This is a genomic window from Bradyrhizobium sp. ISRA430, assembly GCF_029909975.1.
Classification (GTDB): domain Bacteria; phylum Pseudomonadota; class Alphaproteobacteria; order Rhizobiales; family Xanthobacteraceae; genus Bradyrhizobium.
In genome coordinates, this window is sequence record NZ_CP094516.1 from 5965762 (window position 1) to 5983729 (window position 17968).

General features: G+C 63.1%; 14 protein-coding genes. 4 read left to right on the forward strand and 10 right to left on the reverse strand.

Features of this window, described 5'->3' with window-relative positions; translation table 11 throughout:
• Positions 1–64: 64 nt before the first annotated feature.
• Positions 65–1213 (reverse strand): acyl-CoA dehydrogenase family protein, encoded by a 1149-nt coding sequence (locus MTX21_RS28305; protein ID WP_280967935.1) that lies wholly within the window; start codon positions 1211–1213, stop codon positions 65–67.
• Positions 1214–1430: 217 nt separating this feature from the next.
• Positions 1431–2939, reverse strand: coding sequence for an amidohydrolase family protein (locus tag MTX21_RS28310; protein WP_280967936.1), 1509 nt, complete (start codon positions 2937–2939; stop codon positions 1431–1433).
• 460 nt (positions 2940–3399) lie between these two features.
• Between MTX21_RS28310 and MTX21_RS28315 the strand changes: the two genes are divergently transcribed.
• Positions 3400–4725, forward strand: a complete 1326-nt coding sequence (locus MTX21_RS28315; RefSeq protein WP_280967937.1) for an acetamidase/formamidase family protein — start codon at positions 3400–3402, stop codon at positions 4723–4725.
• A gap of 464 nt (positions 4726–5189) precedes the next feature.
• Complete coding sequence (locus tag MTX21_RS28320; protein WP_280971179.1) at positions 5190–5849, forward strand: Crp/Fnr family transcriptional regulator; 660 nt, start codon at positions 5190–5192, stop codon at positions 5847–5849.
• Positions 5850–5966: 117 nt separating this feature from the next.
• Here the strand turns inward: MTX21_RS28320 and MTX21_RS28325 are convergent, their stop codons facing one another.
• Positions 5967–6401 carry a hypothetical protein gene (locus tag MTX21_RS28325; protein ID WP_280967938.1) on the reverse strand — a complete coding sequence of 145 codons (435 nt, stop codon included), beginning with the start codon at positions 6399–6401 and terminating at the stop codon, positions 5967–5969.
• A 420-nt stretch (positions 6402–6821) separates the two neighbouring features.
• Between MTX21_RS28325 and MTX21_RS28330 the strand changes: the two genes are divergently transcribed.
• Entirely contained in the window at positions 6822–7862 is a 1041-nt protein-coding gene (locus MTX21_RS28330) for an alpha/beta fold hydrolase (protein WP_280967939.1), read from the forward strand.
• Between the two features lie 64 nt (positions 7863–7926).
• Here MTX21_RS28330 and MTX21_RS28335 read toward each other — a convergent pair whose 3' ends face one another.
• Positions 7927–9660, reverse strand: a complete 1734-nt coding sequence (locus tag MTX21_RS28335) for an adenylate/guanylate cyclase domain-containing protein (protein WP_280967940.1) — start codon at positions 9658–9660, stop codon at positions 7927–7929.
• Positions 9661–10164: 504 nt separating this feature from the next.
• Complete coding sequence (gene lepA / locus MTX21_RS28340) at positions 10165–11976, reverse strand: translation elongation factor 4 (RefSeq protein WP_280967941.1); 1812 nt, start codon at positions 11974–11976, stop codon at positions 10165–10167.
• A 114-nt stretch (positions 11977–12090) separates the two neighbouring features.
• Here lepA and MTX21_RS28345 point away from each other — a divergent pair, with 114 nt between their 5' ends.
• The gene (locus MTX21_RS28345) at positions 12091–13719 is read left to right on the forward strand and encodes a glycosyltransferase family 39 protein (protein ID WP_280967942.1); all 1629 of its coding nucleotides are present in this window, start codon (positions 12091–12093) and stop codon (positions 13717–13719) included.
• 51 nt (positions 13720–13770) lie between these two features.
• Here MTX21_RS28345 and MTX21_RS28350 read toward each other — a convergent pair whose 3' ends face one another.
• The 5 genes from MTX21_RS28350 to MTX21_RS28370 form a co-directional block, all read right to left on the reverse strand.
• Positions 13771–14097 carry an HPr family phosphocarrier protein gene (locus tag MTX21_RS28350; protein WP_280967943.1) on the reverse strand — a complete coding sequence of 109 codons (327 nt, stop codon included), beginning with the start codon at positions 14095–14097 and terminating at the stop codon, positions 13771–13773.
• Positions 14094–14495 carry a PTS sugar transporter subunit IIA gene (locus tag MTX21_RS28355; protein ID WP_024339151.1) on the reverse strand — a complete coding sequence of 134 codons (402 nt, stop codon included), beginning with the start codon at positions 14493–14495 and terminating at the stop codon, positions 14094–14096. The genes MTX21_RS28350 and MTX21_RS28355 overlap by 4 nt, the downstream gene beginning before the upstream one ends.
• A gap of 133 nt (positions 14496–14628) precedes the next feature.
• Entirely contained in the window at positions 14629–15153 is a 525-nt protein-coding gene (locus MTX21_RS28360) for an HPr kinase/phosphatase C-terminal domain-containing protein (protein ID WP_280967944.1), read from the reverse strand.
• Positions 15150–16952, reverse strand: a complete 1803-nt coding sequence (locus MTX21_RS28365) for a sensor histidine kinase (RefSeq protein ID WP_280967945.1) — start codon at positions 16950–16952, stop codon at positions 15150–15152. Before MTX21_RS28365 ends, MTX21_RS28360 begins: the two co-directional genes overlap by 4 nt.
• A 121-nt stretch (positions 16953–17073) precedes the next feature.
• A complete protein-coding gene (locus tag MTX21_RS28370; protein ID WP_280967946.1) occupies positions 17074–17775 on the reverse strand; it encodes a response regulator transcription factor in 702 nt (233 codons plus the stop codon).
• Positions 17776–17968: the final 193 nt, after the last annotated feature.

Genomic DNA, 17968 nt, shown 5'->3' on the forward strand with positions numbered 1-17968 from the left:
GCCTCAACGGGGCTGCCTGCGCTTGCGCTCTCGGCATGCACGGATTCAATCAAGACTCATCGCCTCATGACCCGGCGCCCGCGAGGATCACCTTGCCGACATCCTCGTAATGCGTGTCGCGGGCCTGGAGCTGCTGGGCGATCGCGTGCATGTCGCGAAACCGCCGCTCGAACGGATTGCTGCGGAATACGGCGGTCGCGCCCGCCATGTGATAGGCGGTGTCGACCACTTTTGCCGCCTGATGGATGGTCCAGGTCGCGGCCAGCCGGACCGCGGTGCGGTGCGCACTGCCGAACTCGCCGGTCGCGGCCAGGTCACGCCACATCGCGCTTGCCGTCGCGTAGAGATAGGCGCGGGCGGCGCGAAGATCGCCTTCGGTGCGGCCGATCAGGCCCTGGACAGCCTGGTTGTCGCGCATCGCGCTTGTGGCGAGCGACTGGTGTTTGCCGCGCGCCAGCGCAATTGCGGCATCCAGCGTGGCGCGCGCGACCCCGAGCGAGACCGCGGCGAAGCCGAGGCTGAAGGCCGAACCGGTCCCGAGCCTGTAGAGCGGGCCCGGCTCGCGCAGGGCCTGCGGTACATCACGAAACGTCGCGAAGCGCTCGGGGATGAAGAGGTCACGCACCTCGTACGAATCGGTGCCGGTGCCGGCGAGCCCGATCGCATTCCAGACGTCGTGGAGCGTCGCGCTCGCAACGGGAAACAGGATGGTGCGCACCTCCGGCGAGCCATCGGCATTCTTGCGCGGCGTGCCGTCGGCACCGAGGATGCGGACATGCGCGCCCAGCCAGCTCGCCTGCCGCGAGCCCGAGGCAAAATCCCAGCGCGCACTGACGCGATAGCCGCCCTCGACCGCGCGCGCCTCATGTGCGATCGCGCCCCAGGCGAGGATGCCGGGCGGTGTGTTGAAGATCTCGTGCGCGGTGTCATGGTCGAGGGACGCTGCAATCATCGCGCAGACGCTGCACTGGCCGAGGCACCAGGCTGTGGAGGCATCCGCCTTCGCGATCTCCTCCAGCATCTGCATGAAGGCTTCCGGCGCGGCTTCAGTGCCGCCGAGCTTCTGCGGCAGCAGCGCGCGATAGAGCCCGTTTTCGATCAGCGCGTCAGTGACGGCGGGCGTCAGCCGCCGCGTCCGCTCGATCTCGTCCGCCTCGCCCGCAATCAGCGGCGCGATCGCCCGCGCGCGCTCGACCAGACCAACCCCGTTCATTTCCGTGTTTCCTCGCCCATTCTATCGTGAGCGGTAGATGCGCGATGGTGGTCTATTTGACGGAGAGGATCAAGGCGGTGCCGCCGTCATTCCCCATTGCGCAAGTGCGCAATGGGGGCCCGCGACTTGTGCGCCGAGCCCGGAATCTGGTGCCGCGATCTCCTTGGCGTGGACTCGGCCATGCGCGACTGTCGCTTGCCCGCCGCTGCCACCGTTGCTAGGCGGCGCGAACGTAGCCGTAGCGCAGGTTCGACGGTTGCTTCGAGGCTTGTGTGTACTCGCTCTTGAGCGCCGCGAGGCGGTCCTCGGAAAAGGCCGGCATCCTGGTATTCTCGGCCGCCTTCAGCTTGATTTTGTAGAACCTGGTTGCGTTGCCCGCGAAGATCATCTGCTTGGTAGCGCTATTGGCGTCGCCAAGCGCCGCAAAACCGTGCTTCCTCTGCATATCCTCGGGGATTTCGAGCCGGCGCAGCGCCTCGATCTGCCACTGTGGCGAACCGTACCAGACCGAGTCGGTGCCCCACATGACGTGGTCGACACCCATCCCCTTGATCAGCGTGCCGACCAGCGCAGCGCAGAACTTCGGATGCGCCACGGCCGAGTTGGCAAAGGATGTGCCGAGCTCGGCATAGACGTTGGTGACGCCGAACTTCTGCGGGATTTCCGCGAGATCGGTGGCCCATTGGATACGGCCGGTCTGCTCGAAATCCGCCCAGGCCTGATCGGGTAGTTCGAGGAAAGGCCGCAGCGCCGAGTGATAGATCACGAAGTTCATCTGCGGCCAATCCTTCGCGGCCTTTCCGATGTCCCACGCCGTTGCATATTCCCATACGCCGGCGAACGACTTCTCATAATCGGGCGGCAGCAGCCCCTTGTGGATACACAGCGTGTTGATGCCGGCCTTCACTGCTTTCTCATAGAACGGATACATCACCTGCTCGTCGTCGAGCCGCCATGGGAACTTCGAGGGCGCCAGCGGATCGCCAATCGTGTAGGACTTCCAGGAATCCGGCTTGTAGACCTCGATCGCCTTGTCCACCTCATCCATCCAGCCGGGTTGCTTGGGCGTGATGACGCTGTGCGCGAGCAGGCGGCGCGAACCGGCGAAGTCGTTGATCAGTTCTCTTGCCTTGACGATCTGCTCGTTGGAGAGAAGCCACCAGCTCGGGTCGTCGAACGGCGCGCCGCTCAAGAGCGCCATGTTGGTGTCGCTGTCGTAATAGATCTCCTTCACGTAATTCTGGAACTTGTAGCGGGCGAGCGAGGAAACGCCTTCCTCTTTCATCTTGGGGTTCCAGTGCTGGCTCGCAAAGTCCGCCAGCCCCAGAAGCTCCTTGTGGTCGAAGTCGTCGCGCACGAAATGGGTCTGGACGTCAAAGATGAACTGGTCGGCGAGGCGTTGCGTCCGGGCCAGCATCAATTCGGGCTCACGGGCCTCGGCGGGTGCGACCTGGAAAACATTGCCGTAGATGTCGTTCATGGCGAGGAACGCCGCGGCCATGCCGCAGCTCGTGTGCAAGAACTGCCTGCGGCTCAAGCCGAGGTGCTTGCCGTTCACGTCGGCGAGCTCGTTGATCCGCGCCTCGACCCGTCTCTGGACCGCGCTCTGCGGGGGCGGGAGATACTCGCCGTTGGAGACAATCTGGGTCGGAATCGGCATTGCCGACGATGCTGCCTCCGCGCCCGCGACGAGACGCTGTTCTCGCTCACTAAGCCAGGTGCTCATTGTTCTCCTCCCGTTTGTTGGCCATCGACCGTGCTGGGCGGTGCTCGCATGAGGCTACGCGTTTGGCCAACTCCCAATCGGTTAGCTAGACCGACCAGGCGTACCTCTCCGGTTCACCACGCATGAAGCCATCACGCACGTCCCACTCCCAGGCGAATCTCTTCATCGCTTCATCTGCGAGAGCGGTAGGCATACTCGAAAACTACCTGAGCATTGGCGCGCCGTTGCTGATTCAAGGCTCAAACTTTTGTTGGCGCAAGCGATGTAATCCGACAGTCCCGCTGTCCCAACACGGCATCTTTCTTTCAGCTTATCGTTCTCAGGGCCGAAGTGTGAAAGGCTCGTTGTTCCAATGGACGGCCTGGGCTGGCGGCAGCGGGCATTCCGTTGACGGGACAACTCAGCAGGAGTTTGCTGACGGCGCGAACCCCTAGCATCAGCTCTATTTGCGAGGGTCATCATGTCAGAGCTCGAGCGCGCACACCAACACACACACGATCACCATCACGCCTGCGCCGACCTCTTCGGCTGCGGCGACGAGAAGGGAACGGGTATCATCCGCGAGGATATCAAGGACGCGGCCTTTGACAGTCGCGCCTCCGATCGCCTCCTCAATATGAACCACGTTGATCAGTGTACATTTGATGGCTATTTGTCAGCCCGTGGCCGCTGGCGCCGGAAGTTCTTGCAGGCGAGCAGCTTTATGGGTGTGCTGGCGGCTGTTGAGCCGTGGTTCACCAGTCTTGCGCAGGCGCAGCAGGAGCCCGGCGCTGGGCCTGTGCGCCGTTCCCAGCCTGAGGGTCGCGTGCACGTGATTCCTTCGACCAGGGAAACGGTTCGGCTCGGGGTCTTCGATGCCACCCTGCCGCCCATTCTCACCATCGAGTCGGGCGACATCATCAGCTTCCCCGATACTTGGTCGCACTTCCTGAATGAAATGCAGCCAGGAGTGTCGATTGATACCCTGGCGCAGATGCGCGCAAGTAATCCCGGCCGGGGGCCACATTCCATCATCGGACCGATTGCTGTGAACCGCGCCGAACCGGGCGACGTGCTGGAAATCCGGTACCAATCGATCCGTCCCTACGAATGGGGCGCGGTGTTCAATAACCCGGGATCGCTCGGCTCCGGGCTGCTGCCGCAGGACTATGCGCAGGGGCAGGTCAAGTACGTTGATCTCGACCTTGGCGCCATGAAGGGCAAGTTTTTGCCTAACATCAGCATTCCATTGAAGCCGTTCCAGGGCACCCTGGGCGTCGCGCCACCCGACGGCTATTTTCCACCCTTGAGTCCCGGCGTGACCAGCTCGGTGCCTCCAGGCCCGCACGCCGGCAATCTCGATCTCAGCGAGCTGTCCGAAGGCTCGACGCTCTACATCCCGGTGTGGAAGCCGGGAGCCCTCATCTACACGGGCGATAGCCACGCTGTGCAGGGGGACGGCGAGATTTCGCTCACTGCGCTGGAGACTCGGATGAAGGAGTTGCGCATCCAAATCATCCTCCACAAGCAGAAGAACCTGGCCTGGCCGGTGGCGGAGACGGACACACATTGGATCGTCATCGGGCTTGACAAGGACCTGAACGCAGCGATGACGCTTGCTGCGCGCAATGCGATCAAGTTTCTGGCGACGCGCGCGAAGATCAGTGAGCTGGACGCGTACGCCCTGTGCAGCATCGCCGCGAGCTTCCGCGTGACGCAGGTGGTCGACATCGTGCGCGGCGTTCACGCCCTGATCCCCAAGGCCATCTTCGCTCCCGATCTCAGGCGCGAAATGACGGTGGTATGAGTGGCTCACTCTACGGCGCAGCAACGGACCAACGGGGTCTGGCGCATAGCGCATGTTTATCCCGGAAAATACGACAGCGCTTCGGCATTCGCCGCTGTATGACGCGTTTGCCGCGTTCCGGAAATTGGAACGCCCTATGGTGTTACCCATACGCATTTTGCAATGGTGCCGCGTAACGCCTGAATCTAAGTCCTCAATGATCCTGCGAGACAAAAAGTCGCCTCGATCGCCCGTGTTTGGAGTTTATTTTTGAGATTGAGAGCTTCCGTGGCTGAACTGGATTTCGGAGCGCGTAGCGTCGGCGGATTTAAACAAAGTTTGAACCTGCCGCCCTATGCCATTCGAAATGCGCTGCGGCGGATGGTTCGCGGCGGGCCACAGTGACGCTTCCCAGCGGAGTTGGTAACCGACTTCTGGCTGCACTCCCGGCGGCCGACCTCGATCTGCTGGCACCCGAGCTGGAGATGGTCCCGCTCGATCGCGATGCGGTCGTCTCGCGCGCGGGTGACCAGACCGAGCACGTCTTCTTCCCTCATAGCGGCGCCATTTCGGTGATGGTCGACATGGCGAACGGGCAGACGGTCGCCAGCGCTGCAATAGGGCGCGAGGGAGCGGTCGGCACTCTGTCCGTGCTGGGGCCGTCCCACACGGCCGTTACCGCCGTCGTTCGTGCTGCGGGCACCGCTTCGCGGATTCCGGCATCGCGATTCCACACGGCCTTCAGCCGGAGCCCCGCGATCCGCCACGCAGTCCAGATTCACTTCAAGGCGATGCTGATACAGTTTCAAGTCGGCGGGGCCTGCAATGCGCTGCATCCGGTGCAAGCCCGCATGGCACGCTGGCTGCTCCAGCTTCGCGACCGCATCGACGACGACGTCCTCCCGCTTACCCAGGAGGCACTTTCGCAGATACTGGGTGTGCGACGAACGACGGTGACGCTCCTGATGCGCAATCTGCGCGCTTCCGGAGCGATCAGATCTGAACGGCGCGGCGAAATCGAGATCGACCCGTCGCGGCTCGCAGCGGCGGCGTGCGAATGCCGCGATACCATGCGTCTCGAAATCGAAGAGATATTCTCGATGAATGCAGCCGGATCTCGCGCTTTGGTTCTGCCGACGCAGTAAATGAATCGGGCGATGCTGGCCGTTTCGGCGCGCGATTTTGCTCCGGGCGCCGATCGAGGGCCAAGGCGTTCGGCCAGCCCTCGATATGCTCCCTCCGTCAAACCATTATCCTCGCGCTTACTCGCAGTCCTGCTCGGCCGCCGTCACCTTTTTCTCGGACGGTGCGGGCTCGGCCGCACCGGCCGTCGCCTTCTTTGATTGTTCGGTGGGCGCTGGACGGGTCTGCTCCGTCGTGCCTGCCGTCCGATCCGGCGCCTGCGCGGAGGGTGCAGGCTTGGCCGCCGTTGATTGCTCGGCAGCGGTGGGCTGGCTCTGCATCTGCCGCTGCGCGTCTTCCGACGACGTTGCGGTGTTCTCCGAGGCTTTGCTCATCGAAGATGTCGGCGGTTGCTGCTTGGAATCAGTTGCTGTGGAACCGGTGGTTTGTCCCGTGTAGCCCGGGACCTTCCCCGATCCTGCATCGCGGCTCGCCGTGTTGCAGGGACCGGCATAAACGGAGGTGGCGCTGAAGGCGAGCACCGCGCCCAAGATCATAAGTCTGTTAGCGATCATATCCCTTCTCCTTTGAGCTCTCAGGACGATTGAACAAAAGTAGGGGCCTTCTGTTCCGGGCGCGCGAAAGCAGCGCCAACACTGACGAGTGGCTGAGTTCAGCGAGGCTCAAGATCTCCACCAAGAGGCCGCCTCAGTCGGCGGCCTCTCCCTCTTCGTCATCATCCGTGCCCTTTTCGCCTTCCACCACAAGGCGAACGTCTTGGGCAAACTGCGGCCGGCTAAGTTGAATGGACACTGCGACTTTGATTGCTGCGACTTTGATTCAGGTCTTTCGCCATGGGCCATCTGAGCTGGAGGTCGTTAGGATCAATGTCCGCGGCGATAGAACGGTGACTAGCGCTGCGACATGTTCTCCTAAGCCAGGAACGCCCCTCGAGCGGCCGAGTTAAGCCGACAAAACTCCAAGGAGCGGGCCGGGTGGAATCGTTACGACAGGCCCAATTTGCGGCCCTTGATCTCATGCGTCGAGTACAGGGCCATGCCCTGGGAGCTATCGGATTTGATCCTGCCGAACTGAAGCATCGGATACTTGCCAGTGGAGATCATTGGCGGCTGCGCGACTATGGCGGCCGAGAGCCACCGCTGCTCATTGTCGCTGCTCCAATCAAGCGGCCCTATATTTGGGATCTCGGGCCAAACCTCAGCGTCATCCGGAACTGTTTGAACCATGACCTGCGCATATACCTCCTCGAATGGATTGCACCGACAGCATCAGGAGGACATGTCGGGCTCGATGAATGCGCAAGAGCCATATCCGAATGTGTGGCGAGGATCGCAACCGAGCCGAAATCGACAAAGCCCTTCCTGATCGGCCATTCGCTTGGCGGGACGTTAGCGGCAGTCTTCTGTGCATGCGAACCGCGAGCCGTGCGCGGTCTATTGCTTCTCGGTGCGCCGCTTTGCTTTCAACCGGCGACGAACAGATTTCGCGATGCGCTTGTTTCAATGATCCCGCCCGACCTGAGTGAAACGGACATCATCCCGGGCTCGCTGTTGTCGCATGCAAGCGCATTCGCCTCCCCCGATACGTTCGTATGGCATCGGTTGACGGATGCAGCAATGAGCCTTGGCGACTTGCGTGCGCTGGATGTCCATGCGCGGGTTGAGCGCTGGGCTCTGGACGAGACTCCGCTTCCGGGCAAGCTGGTCCATCAGATTGCTGAATGGCTGTATCGGGAAAACCGGTTCTGCCGCGGCGACCTCACCGTGCTGGGTCACACGATTGGTCCATCATGTCTCGATATCCCGATGCTCGCGGTGGTCAACACGGCAGACGACGTTGCACCGCTCGCCTCGATTGAACCTTTCCTCGATGCGTTGCCTGCCAAGGATGTCGCGCTCATCAAATACCCCGGCGAAATCGGCATTGCATTGCAGCACCTCGGAATTCTTTTGGGGCGGGAAGCTTCCGCGCGTATCTGGCCGAAGATCATTGGTTGGCTGGCGTCTCATCGCTGATAGGCCGGTTCTGCGGCAAAGCTCGCTGCAAAGCAGGACGGATGACCCGAAGTTCAATGCAGCCTCACCCCCTCCATCCGGCCTTACGCAGACCGTCGATGAGATGTGCGTGGTCCTCTGGCCGAAACCACGGAGCCCTGTTGCGGACATACATGTCGAATGCCCCCGGTGCACGCGACACGGCCTTTTCCAGCTCTTCCCTCGCTTCCGCCGTGCGGCCAAGCTGGCCCAGCGCCGCCGCGAACCAGCGGTAGATCATCGGAAAATCGGGATACGACCGGATCAGACGTTTTGCGGCCTCGATCGAAGCCGCGTATTCGCCGCAGAAATATAAGCCGCACGCAATGTGCAACAAGCGGACTGCCAGATAGGGGTCGCGGGGATCGAGCCTGATGCACGCCTTGAGAGCCGTGACCCCCTCCTCGGGCCGTTCAGCAAAGATCAGCGTCGCGCCTCGATGGCCATGCGCGATCGCCAGATTTGGACTCATGGAGAGAGCCCGCTCGATCTCCGCCAACGCATCGTCAGCCTCGCCGCGTGCTTGCAAGGCCCAGCCAAGGCACGAACGGGCTTCCGCATCGGCGCCATCGAGCGCGACCGCCCGGCGGGCCAAGGCCTCCGCCGAGCGTTGCGCGTCTCGCAGGCCTATCTTCTGGTAGAGCGCGGCCGCTTGCAGTTGATAGAGCGCGAGCGCGCTGTAGCTGCCGCCGAAGGTTGGGTCGAGATCGATCGCCTGTCTGAAGAATTGCTCTGCGATCTCATCGTCGTCTGCGGTCGCTTTGCTCAGATGCCACAGGCCGCGCTGATAGGCTGCCCAGGCATCAAGGCTCCCCGGCGGCCTGCGCATGGCGCGTCGGAGCTCGGCGTCTGCAATGGCGGGGGCGAGCGCAGTCGTCAGCGCCTCGGTAAGCTCATCCTGCACGGCGAAAACATCCGCGAGATCGCGGTCGTAGCGCTCGGCCCACACATGATTGCTGGTCGCCGCCTCTATGAGCTGCGCGGTCACGCGGATCCGACCGCCGGCCTTGCGCACGCTGCCTTCAAGCACGTAGCGGACGCCGAGCTCGCGCCCGACCTGTCTCACATCAACCGCTCGCCCCTTGTAGGTGAACGACGAGTTCCGAGCGATGACGAACAGTGAGGGATAGCGCGATAGCGCCGTGATCACATCTTCGGCTATACCGTCGGACACGAATTCCTGCTCGGGGTCGCCGCTCATATTGGTCAGCGGCAGCACGGCGACGGACGGTTTGTCAGGCAACGCGAGCGCGGGAATCTCGCGTTTGGGCGTCGCAGTCCGCGGGGCGGGGTCGATGATGATGCGGTAAACGTGGACAGGCCGGGCGATGTTTTTCAGAGTTTGCTCGCCCGCTTCCTCGACGTCGAAAGGTACCTTATCGCGCGCGTGATTGAAGACAGTCTGAGAGATACAGATGCCGCCGGGTTCGGCGATGCTCTCGAGCCGCGCCGCAATGTTGACGCCGTCTCCAAAGATGTCATGGGCTTCGACGATGATGTCGCCGATATTGAGCCCCACACGGAAGAGAATGCGCCTGTCTTCCGCATCGTCGCTGGTAAGCTCGTTGATGCGGGACTGGAACTGCATGGCAGCCCGCACCGCTTCGACCGCGCTTGGAAACTCCGCCAAAAACCCGTCGCCGGTGTTCTTCACGATGCGGCCGCCGTGCTGCGCAATCGCGGGCTCGACACCTCCGGCGAGGAGTGCCGTCAGCTTGGCGTGGGTCGCCTCTTCGTCATTGTGCATGAGCCGAGAATAGCCAGCCACGTCGGCGGCCAAGATCGCCGATAATCTACGCTCGACTCGAACCCGCTCTTGCACCATGGCCCGCACATGGCCCACCAACCCACCAATATTCTACGATGGATCGGACTGCGGCGCCAAACGGGCTCTCACGGTCATTGCAGCTAAGTTGAAACGCGTCAGCCGCACTGACCGAGGTTTGTCTGGGATATGGAAAGAGCGCCAGTGCGCACCGCCGTATATGCCTGCAGCATAATTTGGCGCGGCAAGGAGAGCCCCTTTGCGGAATGTCGCTCTTGCCGACTGCGCCGTTTCGGCGGGTTCGCAAAGCCCACCGGGCCCACGAGCCGCGAGGATGGGCATCCTGCCGGTGTTTTGCCCGACGTGTCAAATGGGGTTTCGCAAAATCGAAAAAACGTAATGCCGACAAGTCGCCGGCTACTGTGCATGGGGTTGTTTTCGAGATTCTTGCAGTCCGGTCGCGAAAATCTCGGACCGGACCTGATTCCGTCGCGCTTCAGGTGGCTTTCAGTCTTCGCCTCAGCTATCCACCTTCAGCGCGGCAATGAAGGCTTCCTGCGGGATGTCGACCTTGCCGAACTGCCGCATCTTCTTCTTGCCTTCCTTCTGCTTTTCCAGAAGCTTGCGCTTACGCGTGATGTCGCCGCCGTAGCACTTTGCGGTGACGTCCTTGCGCAGCGCGCGCACGGTCTCGCGGGCGATCACCTTGCCGCCGATCGCCGCCTGGATCGGGATCTGGAACATGTGCGGCGGGATCAGCTCCTTCATCTTCTCGACCATGGCGCGGCCGCGGCCTTCCGCGCGGGTGCGATGCACCAGCATGGAGAGCGCATCGACCGGCTCGCCGTTGACCAGGATCTGCATCTTGACGAGATCGGCCGGCTTGTAGTCGGTGAGATGATAGTCGAACGAGGCGTAGCCCTTGGAGACCGATTTCAGGCGGTCGTAGAAGTCGAACACGACCTCGTTGAGCGGCAAGTCGTATTTCACCATTGCGCGGGAGCCGACGTAAGTGAGCTCCTTCTGCGAGCCGCGGCGGTCCTGACACAGCTTCAGCACGCTGCCGAGATACTCGTCCGGGGTGAGGATCGTGGCCTCGATCCAGGGTTCGTCGATCTCCGCGATCTTGACCACGTCGGGCATGTCGACGGGATTGTGGATCTCGATCTCGGTGCCGTCGGTCAGCTTCATCTTGTAGATGACGCTCGGCGCGGTCGCGATCAGATTGAGATCGAACTCGCGCGACAGCCGCTCCTGGATGATCTCCAGATGCAGCAGCCCGAGGAAGCCGCAGCGGAAGCCGAAGCCCAGCGCGGCCGAGGTCTCCATCTCGAAGGAGAAGCTGGCGTCGTTGAGCCTGAGCTTGCCCATCGCGGCGCGCAGCGTCTCGAAGTCGTCAGCATCGACCGGGAACAGGCCGCAGAACACCACCGGGATCGCCGGCTTGAAGCCGGGCAGCATGTCGGCAACGGGCTTCCTGTCGTCCGTGATGGTGTCGCCGACGCGGGTGTCGGCGACCTCCTTGATCGCGGCGGTGATGAAGCCGATCTCGCCGGGGCCGAGCTCCTCGACCTGCTGCATCTTCGGCGTGAAGAAGCCGACGCGCTCGACGTCATAGGCCGCGCCGGTGCCCATCATGCGGACGCGCTGGCCCTTCTTCATCACGCCGTCGACGATGCGCACGAGCACGACGACGCCGAGATAGACGTCGTACCAGCTATCCACCAGCAGCGCCTTCAGCGTCGCGTCGCGGTCGCCCTTCGGCGGCGGCAGGCGGGTGACGATGGCTTCCAGCACATCAGGCACCCCGAGGCCGGTCTTGGCCGAGATCATCACCGCGTCGGACGCATCGATGCCGATGACGTCCTCGATCTGCTGCTTGATCTTCTCAGGCTCGGCGGCGGGCAGGTCGACCTTGTTCAGGACCGGAACGATCTCGTGGTTGTTGTCGAGCGCCTGGTAGACATTGGCGAGCGTCTGCGCCTCGACGCCCTGGCTGGCGTCGACCACCAGCAGGGAACCCTCGCAGGCCGCCAGCGACCGCGAGACCTCATAGGCGAAGTCGACATGGCCGGGCGTGTCCATCAGGTTGAAGATGTAATCCTTGCCGTCCTTGGCGCGGTACGAGAGCCGAACGGTCTGCGCCTTGATGGTGATGCCGCGTTCGCGCTCGATATCCATGGAATCGAGCACCTGCTCCTTGCCCGCCATTTCGCGGTCGGACAGGCCACCGGTCATCTGGATCAGGCGGTCGGCCAGCGTCGATTTGCCATGGTCGATATGGGCGACGATGGAGAAATTGCGGATGTTGGAAATGGGGACGGTCGTCATGGGCGCGGGATACCACTCACATCCCCGTGCGGCAACCATATTGCTGTATTTTCAGGGCCTTTCTTCACGCCAAGCTGATTCCACGAGGGCTCAAAACGCGCTACGCAACGGCCCATGTCGACGACCTCGATCCCATCTGCCAGAGCGCGCGCGAAGACCCGGGTGAGCTTTGGCCGCTTCAAAGCCTGGCTGGTTGCCTGCGCGACCCGCCCCGAGGCCAGCCTGTGGCTGGTGATCCAGCTTGCCATCCTGCATGCGGTGCTCTGGACCTTCATCCTGATCAATCTCAAGGCGGCACAGGACGTTCATATGGACGTCGCAGAAGCCTATGCCTGGGGCCAGAAATTCCTGTTCGGCTACGGCAAGCACCCGCCGCTGTCGGGCTGGATCGCCGGCCTCTGGTTCAAGGCGTTCCCGGCGACGGACTGGGCGACCTACGCGCTCGCGATGGCGACCGTCAGCGTCGGCATGGTGATCTGCTGGCTCGTCGCACTGCGCGTGGTGGACGCCAGGCGCGCGTTCCTGGTCGTGGTGATGGTCGCGCTCTATCCGATCTTCAATTTCAAGGGGTTCAAGTACAACGCGGACCTGCTGCAACTCGTCACCCTGCCGCTCGTCGTGCTCGCCTATCTCAACGCGTTCGAGAAGCGGAGCTGGCAGTCCGGATTCTTTCTCGGGCTTGCCGGTGCGCTGGCGCTGATGACCAAGTATTGGGTGCTGACCATGATCGGCGCCATCGGGCTTGCGGCGCTGCTCCATCCGGAGCGGCTGAAGTTCCTGCGTTCGCCGGCGCCCTGGGTTGCGATCGCGACGCTTCTCGTCGCGATGATCCCGCACATCATCTGGCTGGCGGAAGCGCATTTCGTCCCGCTGACCTATGCGGGGGATACCTATAGTCTCGAAGGACACGAGAGCTACGTGCGGCAGCTCGTGTTCGGCTACGTCCTGCACAACGTCGCGCTGCTGGCCTTGCCGGTCGCGCTGGCTGCGCTCGCCATCGCGCTGGTGCCGCCGTGGTTCACGCTGCTCCTGCGCGCGCCCTTGCGCATTGTCACACGGGCCTGGGCGCGCGGCGCCAATTCCGGCGTCGACCGTTCGCAGGCGCTGAATGTCTGGATCATCCAGATCATCGTCGCGCTCGGCCCGCCGCTCGGCGCGCTCGCCTTCAGCGTCTACCTGAAGACCGATTGGGGCATATCGCTGTTTTTCCTGGTGCCGCTGGCGCTGGTCGCCATCCCTGCGCTGCGGGTGCAGGGCGCAAGCCTGTTCAACATCGCCGCGATCTGGCTCGTGCTCAGCGTCGCGACGCTCGCCGCCTCGCCATGGATTGCAACGCGCGAGATGGCCGCCAATGCCGGCAACACGGCGACCTATGGCGCGCGCTCGGAGCTTGCGCGCGAATTGACGCACGCCTGGCATACCCGTTTCGCCTCGCGCTGGCCGGTGGTCGCCGGCACCATGGAAACCATCCAGCCGATGGTGTTCTACAGCCAGGATCATCCGAGCCCGTTCACGCCGAACGAAGCCTGGAGCTCGGGGCTGACCTCGCTGGAGGACGTCAAGAAGGAGGGCTTCATCGGCGTGTTCGATACGACCGATCCTCGCCTGCCTGCGTTCGAGAAATGGATGTCGGAAACCGCGCCGAATGCCGAGCGCATGGTGATGACGACACGGCGCTTCACCCACGGCAAGGCCGGCCCGGCAATGACCTGGAACGTCTACATCGCGCCGCCGGCGAAGTGACGCCTTCACCTCTCCCCGCAAGCGGGGCGAGGGCGCGCAGCCCAGCACGGGCTACGTCCCTTCCTCGTTGAACTTGCTCTCGACGAGTTCGGTAATCGCTGCGAGTGCAGCTTCAGCGTCGGTGCCGGCGGCCGCCACGGTGATGGTGGTGCCGGGGCCGGCAGCGAGCATCATCAGGCCCATGATCGAGGTGCCGCCGACGGTCTCGCCGCCGCGCGTCACCCACACCTGCGCGTCGAAGCGCTCGACGGTCTGAACGAATTTTGCGGAGGCGCGGGCGTGCAGGCCGCGCTTGTTGATGATCAGAAGCTCTTTGGAGATCGCTCCCGCGGGCACGCCTGTCCCGGCCTGGTTTCCGAGCGGCGCGTCGTCGCTCATTTGCCGGCGAGCACGCGGCTGGCGATGGTGACGTATTTGCGGCCCGCTTCCTGGGCCATCGCGATCGCGTCCGGCAACGAACGCTCCTCGCGAACCTTCGCGAGCTTCACCAGCATGGGAAGGTTGATGCCCGCGAGCACTTCGACCTTGGGCCGGCTCATGCAGGATATTGCCAAGTTGGAGGGCGTGCCGCCGAACATGTCGGTGAGGATCGCAACGCCGTCGCCGGAATCGACGCGGTTAACCGCCTCGATGATGTCGCTTCGACAGAGATCGGAATCATCCTCGGCGCCGATCGTGATCGCTTCGATTTGCTTTTGCGGACCCATGACATGTTCAAGCGCCGCCTTGAATTCGTCGGCAAGGCGCCCGTGGGTCACAAGTACTAGACCAATCATCGGAAAACTCCTCGCGGGCGCTCTTGGTGCGCCGCACGAACGCGCCACTTTGACCATCCAGAGCCCCTGCGCAAGAGGGGATGTTGCGTATCTCCCTGAATCTAGACGGATGGATGAGGGGAGCTGCGCCGGTCTATTCGGTCGCGATAGTGGGGTTCATATGGTTACCATTTCCCTTCAAACAATCGCCCGAAGGGTTAACGGAAGATGAACTTTTGGTAGTGGTCAAGGCTGCGACAACCAAAGGCAGCGGCGAATGGTCGCTGCCGACCGGGATTCGCGGTATTTCAACACCAAAAATGCGCGTTTTGAGCGCCTCGGGCGGTGGCAGGCGTTCGGCGTCCGGAGCGGCGAGATCGACCACGAGACCGACCGTCGCACGCTCCACGAAGTCGCAGCGGCGAATTCCGAGGCCACGGATCTCGATCAGGCCGGCCAACATGCGGGCAGGGCGGACCTCAATTTCGTTGCCGACTGTCGCCAGATGGACACGGTCATCGCCGACCAGAACGGCCGTTTCGACCACCCCGCTGCGCCCTGTCATGATCAAATCAAAGGCAAGCCGCGACTTGCCGGAGCCCGAAGGCCCGCGGATCAGCACCGCCAAATTTCCCACTTTGACCGCGGAGGCGTGAACGCTCGGGCCGTCTTCGCTCATAGCGCCGGCAACCTCACCACGAAGCGTGCGCCGGCAACCGTCGGGGCGCCGTCGGCGTCTGGCGGGCCTGCGCGGTTCTCCGCCCAGATGCGTCCGCCATGTGCATCGATGATCTGCTTGGAGATCGAAAGTCCGAGACCGGAGTTCTGGCCGAAGCCCTGATGCGGCCGGTCGGTGTAGAAGCGCTCGAAGATGCGCTCCAGCGCGTCCTCGCGGATGCCGGGGCCGTCGTCGTCGATCACGATCTCGATCTCGGCGCGCACGCGGCGGCAGGTGAGGCGCACCTTGCTGCCGCGCTCGGAGAAGGATTGCGCGTTGGAGAGCAGGTTGGAGACCACCTGTCCCAGCCGTGAATCATGACCGGGCACTGAAAAGTTGTCGGTCGGGCCACGGCCCTCGAAGCGCGCCTCGACCGCGACGTCGTGGCCGAGCTTGGTCTCGTTGGCGACCGAAACCAGCGTGCTCAAGAGGCGCCTGAGATCAACCGGAATCGCATCCTGCCGCTGCAGCTCGGCATCGAGCCGGCTTGCATCGGAAATGTCCGAGATCAGCCGGTCCAGCCGCTTGACGTCATGCTCGATCACCTCGAGCAGGCGTCCGCGGCTGTTCTCGTTGCGCGCCAGCGGCAGCGTCTCCACCGCGGAGCGCAGTGAGGTCAGCGGATTCTTCAGCTCATGGGCCACGTCGGCGGCGAACATCTCGATCGCCTCGATGCGGCTGTAGAGCGCATTCGTCATGTCGCGGAGCGCGCCGGAGAGATGGCCGATCTCGTCGCGGCGGCGGGTGAAGTCGGGAATCTCGACGCGGGTCTTGATGCGGCGGCGGACGCGCTCGGCGCTGTCGGCGAGCCGGCGCACGGGACCAGCGATCGTGCTTGCGAGCAGCAGCGACAGCATGATCATGACTGCGGCCGCGACGCCACCCACCTTCAGGATCGCGAGGCGTTCGGCGGTCACCATCTGGTCGATGTCGTCGCCCTGTGTCGACAGCATCAGCGCGCCGTGGATGGCGCGTGAGCGCAGCACGGGGACTGCGACCGAGACGATCACCTCGCCGCGCGAATTGACCCGCACCATCGAGCGCTTCTGGCCTTGGAGCGCATCGGCCACCTCCGAATAGCCATTGCCGTTCTCCGGCCCGAGCTCGCGGTAGAGCGGCAGGTCGCCGCGGTTCAGCCAGGTGCGCACCGCGACCATGCCGCGCTCGACGATGTTCGGCTTCTCGGCGGAGGGCGGCGGCAAATCGAGGCGCAGCACGTTCTCGAGGTTGCGGCTGTCGAGCAGCAGGCTGCCGTTCGGATCGTAGATGCGGGCGCGGGTCTTGGTCGGCGAGATCAGCGTGCGCAGCACCGGCGCCACGCGCTCCGGATTGATCGGGAAATCCAGCGGCGAATACTCGTCCGACCCACCATAGGTCTCGCCTGGCTTGAGGTCGAGCAGCCGGTCGGGATCGATGGTGATGGCGTTGGTCTGCACGGTGGCGGAGGCCGCGATTGCACCGGCGATGATTTCGGCCTGCACCAGGAGGCTCTGCGCGCGGGCGTCGATCAGGCCGGCGCGGAATTGCGAGAGATACAGGATGCTCGCGACCAGCGCGACGAGGCCCGCGAGGTTGAGCGAGACGATGCGGCGGGTCAGGCTCGAGAACGACAGAGCAAAGAAGAACTGCCCGGCGCGCTTGAGCCAGTTCAGCGGCCGCCAGCCTTGCGCGGGCGGCTTGTCCTCGACCGCACGATCCGGCACGCCGTGGATGGCGTCCTCGGCATTCACGCTCGAATGAGGCTGCGTTCGGTCAAGCAATGCTTACGCCCGCGTTAGGTCAGCTCGTGCGATTGGGGGCCCCGCATCCTAGAACCATATCGGTCCTGATGGAATCAGAACCGATACGGGCCCTGCAGCATTCATGAAGGCGTGCGCGCCTTTAGGCTTCCTTGAAACGGTAACCGACGCCGTACAGCGTCTCGATCATCTCGAACTCGTTGTCGACCACCTTGAACTTCTTGCGCAGCCGCTTGATGTGGCTGTCGATGGTGCGGTCGTCGACATAGACTTGATCGTCATAGGCGGCGTCCATCAGCGCGTTGCGGCTCTTCACCACGCCGGGCCGCGTTGCCAGGGCCTGGAGGATGAGGAATTCGGTCACCGTCAGCGTCACCGGCTCGTTCTTCCAGGTGCAGGTATGCCGCTCGGGATCCATGCGCAGCAGGCCGCGATCGAGTGCCTTGGCGTCGTTCTCCTTCGGCACGGCGGCCGGATCCTTCGGCGCTGAGCGGCGCAGCACCGCCTTGACGCGCTCGACCAGAAGCCGCTGCGAGAACGGTTTGCGGATGAAATCATCGGCGCCCATCTTGAGGCCGAACAATTCGTCGATCTCTTCATCCTTGGAGGTGAGGAAAATCACCGGCAGGTCGGACTTCTGCCGCAGCCGCCGCAGCGTCTCCATGCCGTCCATGCGCGGCATCTTGATGTCGAGGATGGCAAGATCCGGTTGAGTGGTGCGGAAACCATCGAGCGCGGAGGCACCGTCGGTGTAAGTCATGATGCGGTAGCCTTCGGCTTCCAGCGCGATCGAGACGGATGTGAGAATGTTGCGGTCGTCGTCGACCAAAGCGATTGTGGGCATGAGCCTCTGCTTTCTGCTTTCCGTTTTGGGTCGTGGCTTGAAACGGCGAGCAATCCAGTGATGCGCCGCATACATGGGTCCCGAACTCGGGGTTCGACAAGGTCAACGAGCAATGCAAGCTGGGCTGAAGTGTGACCAAGTTCCACGAAACACGGCAAATTTGCCGTGTTTCGACCCATAACCGGACCCTCGT

Bases quoted from the DNA above. Each gene is read 5' to 3' on its own strand.
- MTX21_RS28305 (WP_280967935.1), bottom strand. From the start codon at position 1,213: ATGAACGGGGTTGGTCTGGTCGAGCGCGCGCGGGCGATCGCGCCGCTG.
- MTX21_RS28310 (WP_280967936.1), bottom strand. From the start codon at position 2,939: ATGAGCACCTGGCTTAGTGAGCGAGAACAGCGTCTCGTCGCGGGCGCG.
- MTX21_RS28315 (WP_280967937.1), top strand. From the start codon at position 3,400: ATGTCAGAGCTCGAGCGCGCACACCAACACACACACGATCACCATCAC.
- MTX21_RS28320 (WP_280971179.1), top strand. From the start codon at position 5,190: ATGGTCCCGCTCGATCGCGATGCGGTCGTCTCGCGCGCGGGTGACCAG.
- MTX21_RS28325 (WP_280967938.1), bottom strand. From the start codon at position 6,401: ATGATCGCTAACAGACTTATGATCTTGGGCGCGGTGCTCGCCTTCAGC.
- lepA (WP_280967941.1), bottom strand. From the start codon at position 11,976: ATGACGACCGTCCCCATTTCCAACATCCGCAATTTCTCCATCGTCGCC.
- MTX21_RS28345 (WP_280967942.1), top strand. From the start codon at position 12,091: ATGTCGACGACCTCGATCCCATCTGCCAGAGCGCGCGCGAAGACCCGG.
- MTX21_RS28350 (WP_280967943.1), bottom strand. From the start codon at position 14,097: ATGAGCGACGACGCGCCGCTCGGAAACCAGGCCGGGACAGGCGTGCCC.
- MTX21_RS28355 (WP_024339151.1), bottom strand. From the start codon at position 14,495: ATGATTGGTCTAGTACTTGTGACCCACGGGCGCCTTGCCGACGAATTC.
- MTX21_RS28360 (WP_280967944.1), bottom strand. From the start codon at position 15,153: ATGAGCGAAGACGGCCCGAGCGTTCACGCCTCCGCGGTCAAAGTGGGA.
- MTX21_RS28370 (WP_280967946.1), bottom strand. From the start codon at position 17,775: ATGCCCACAATCGCTTTGGTCGACGACGACCGCAACATTCTCACATCC.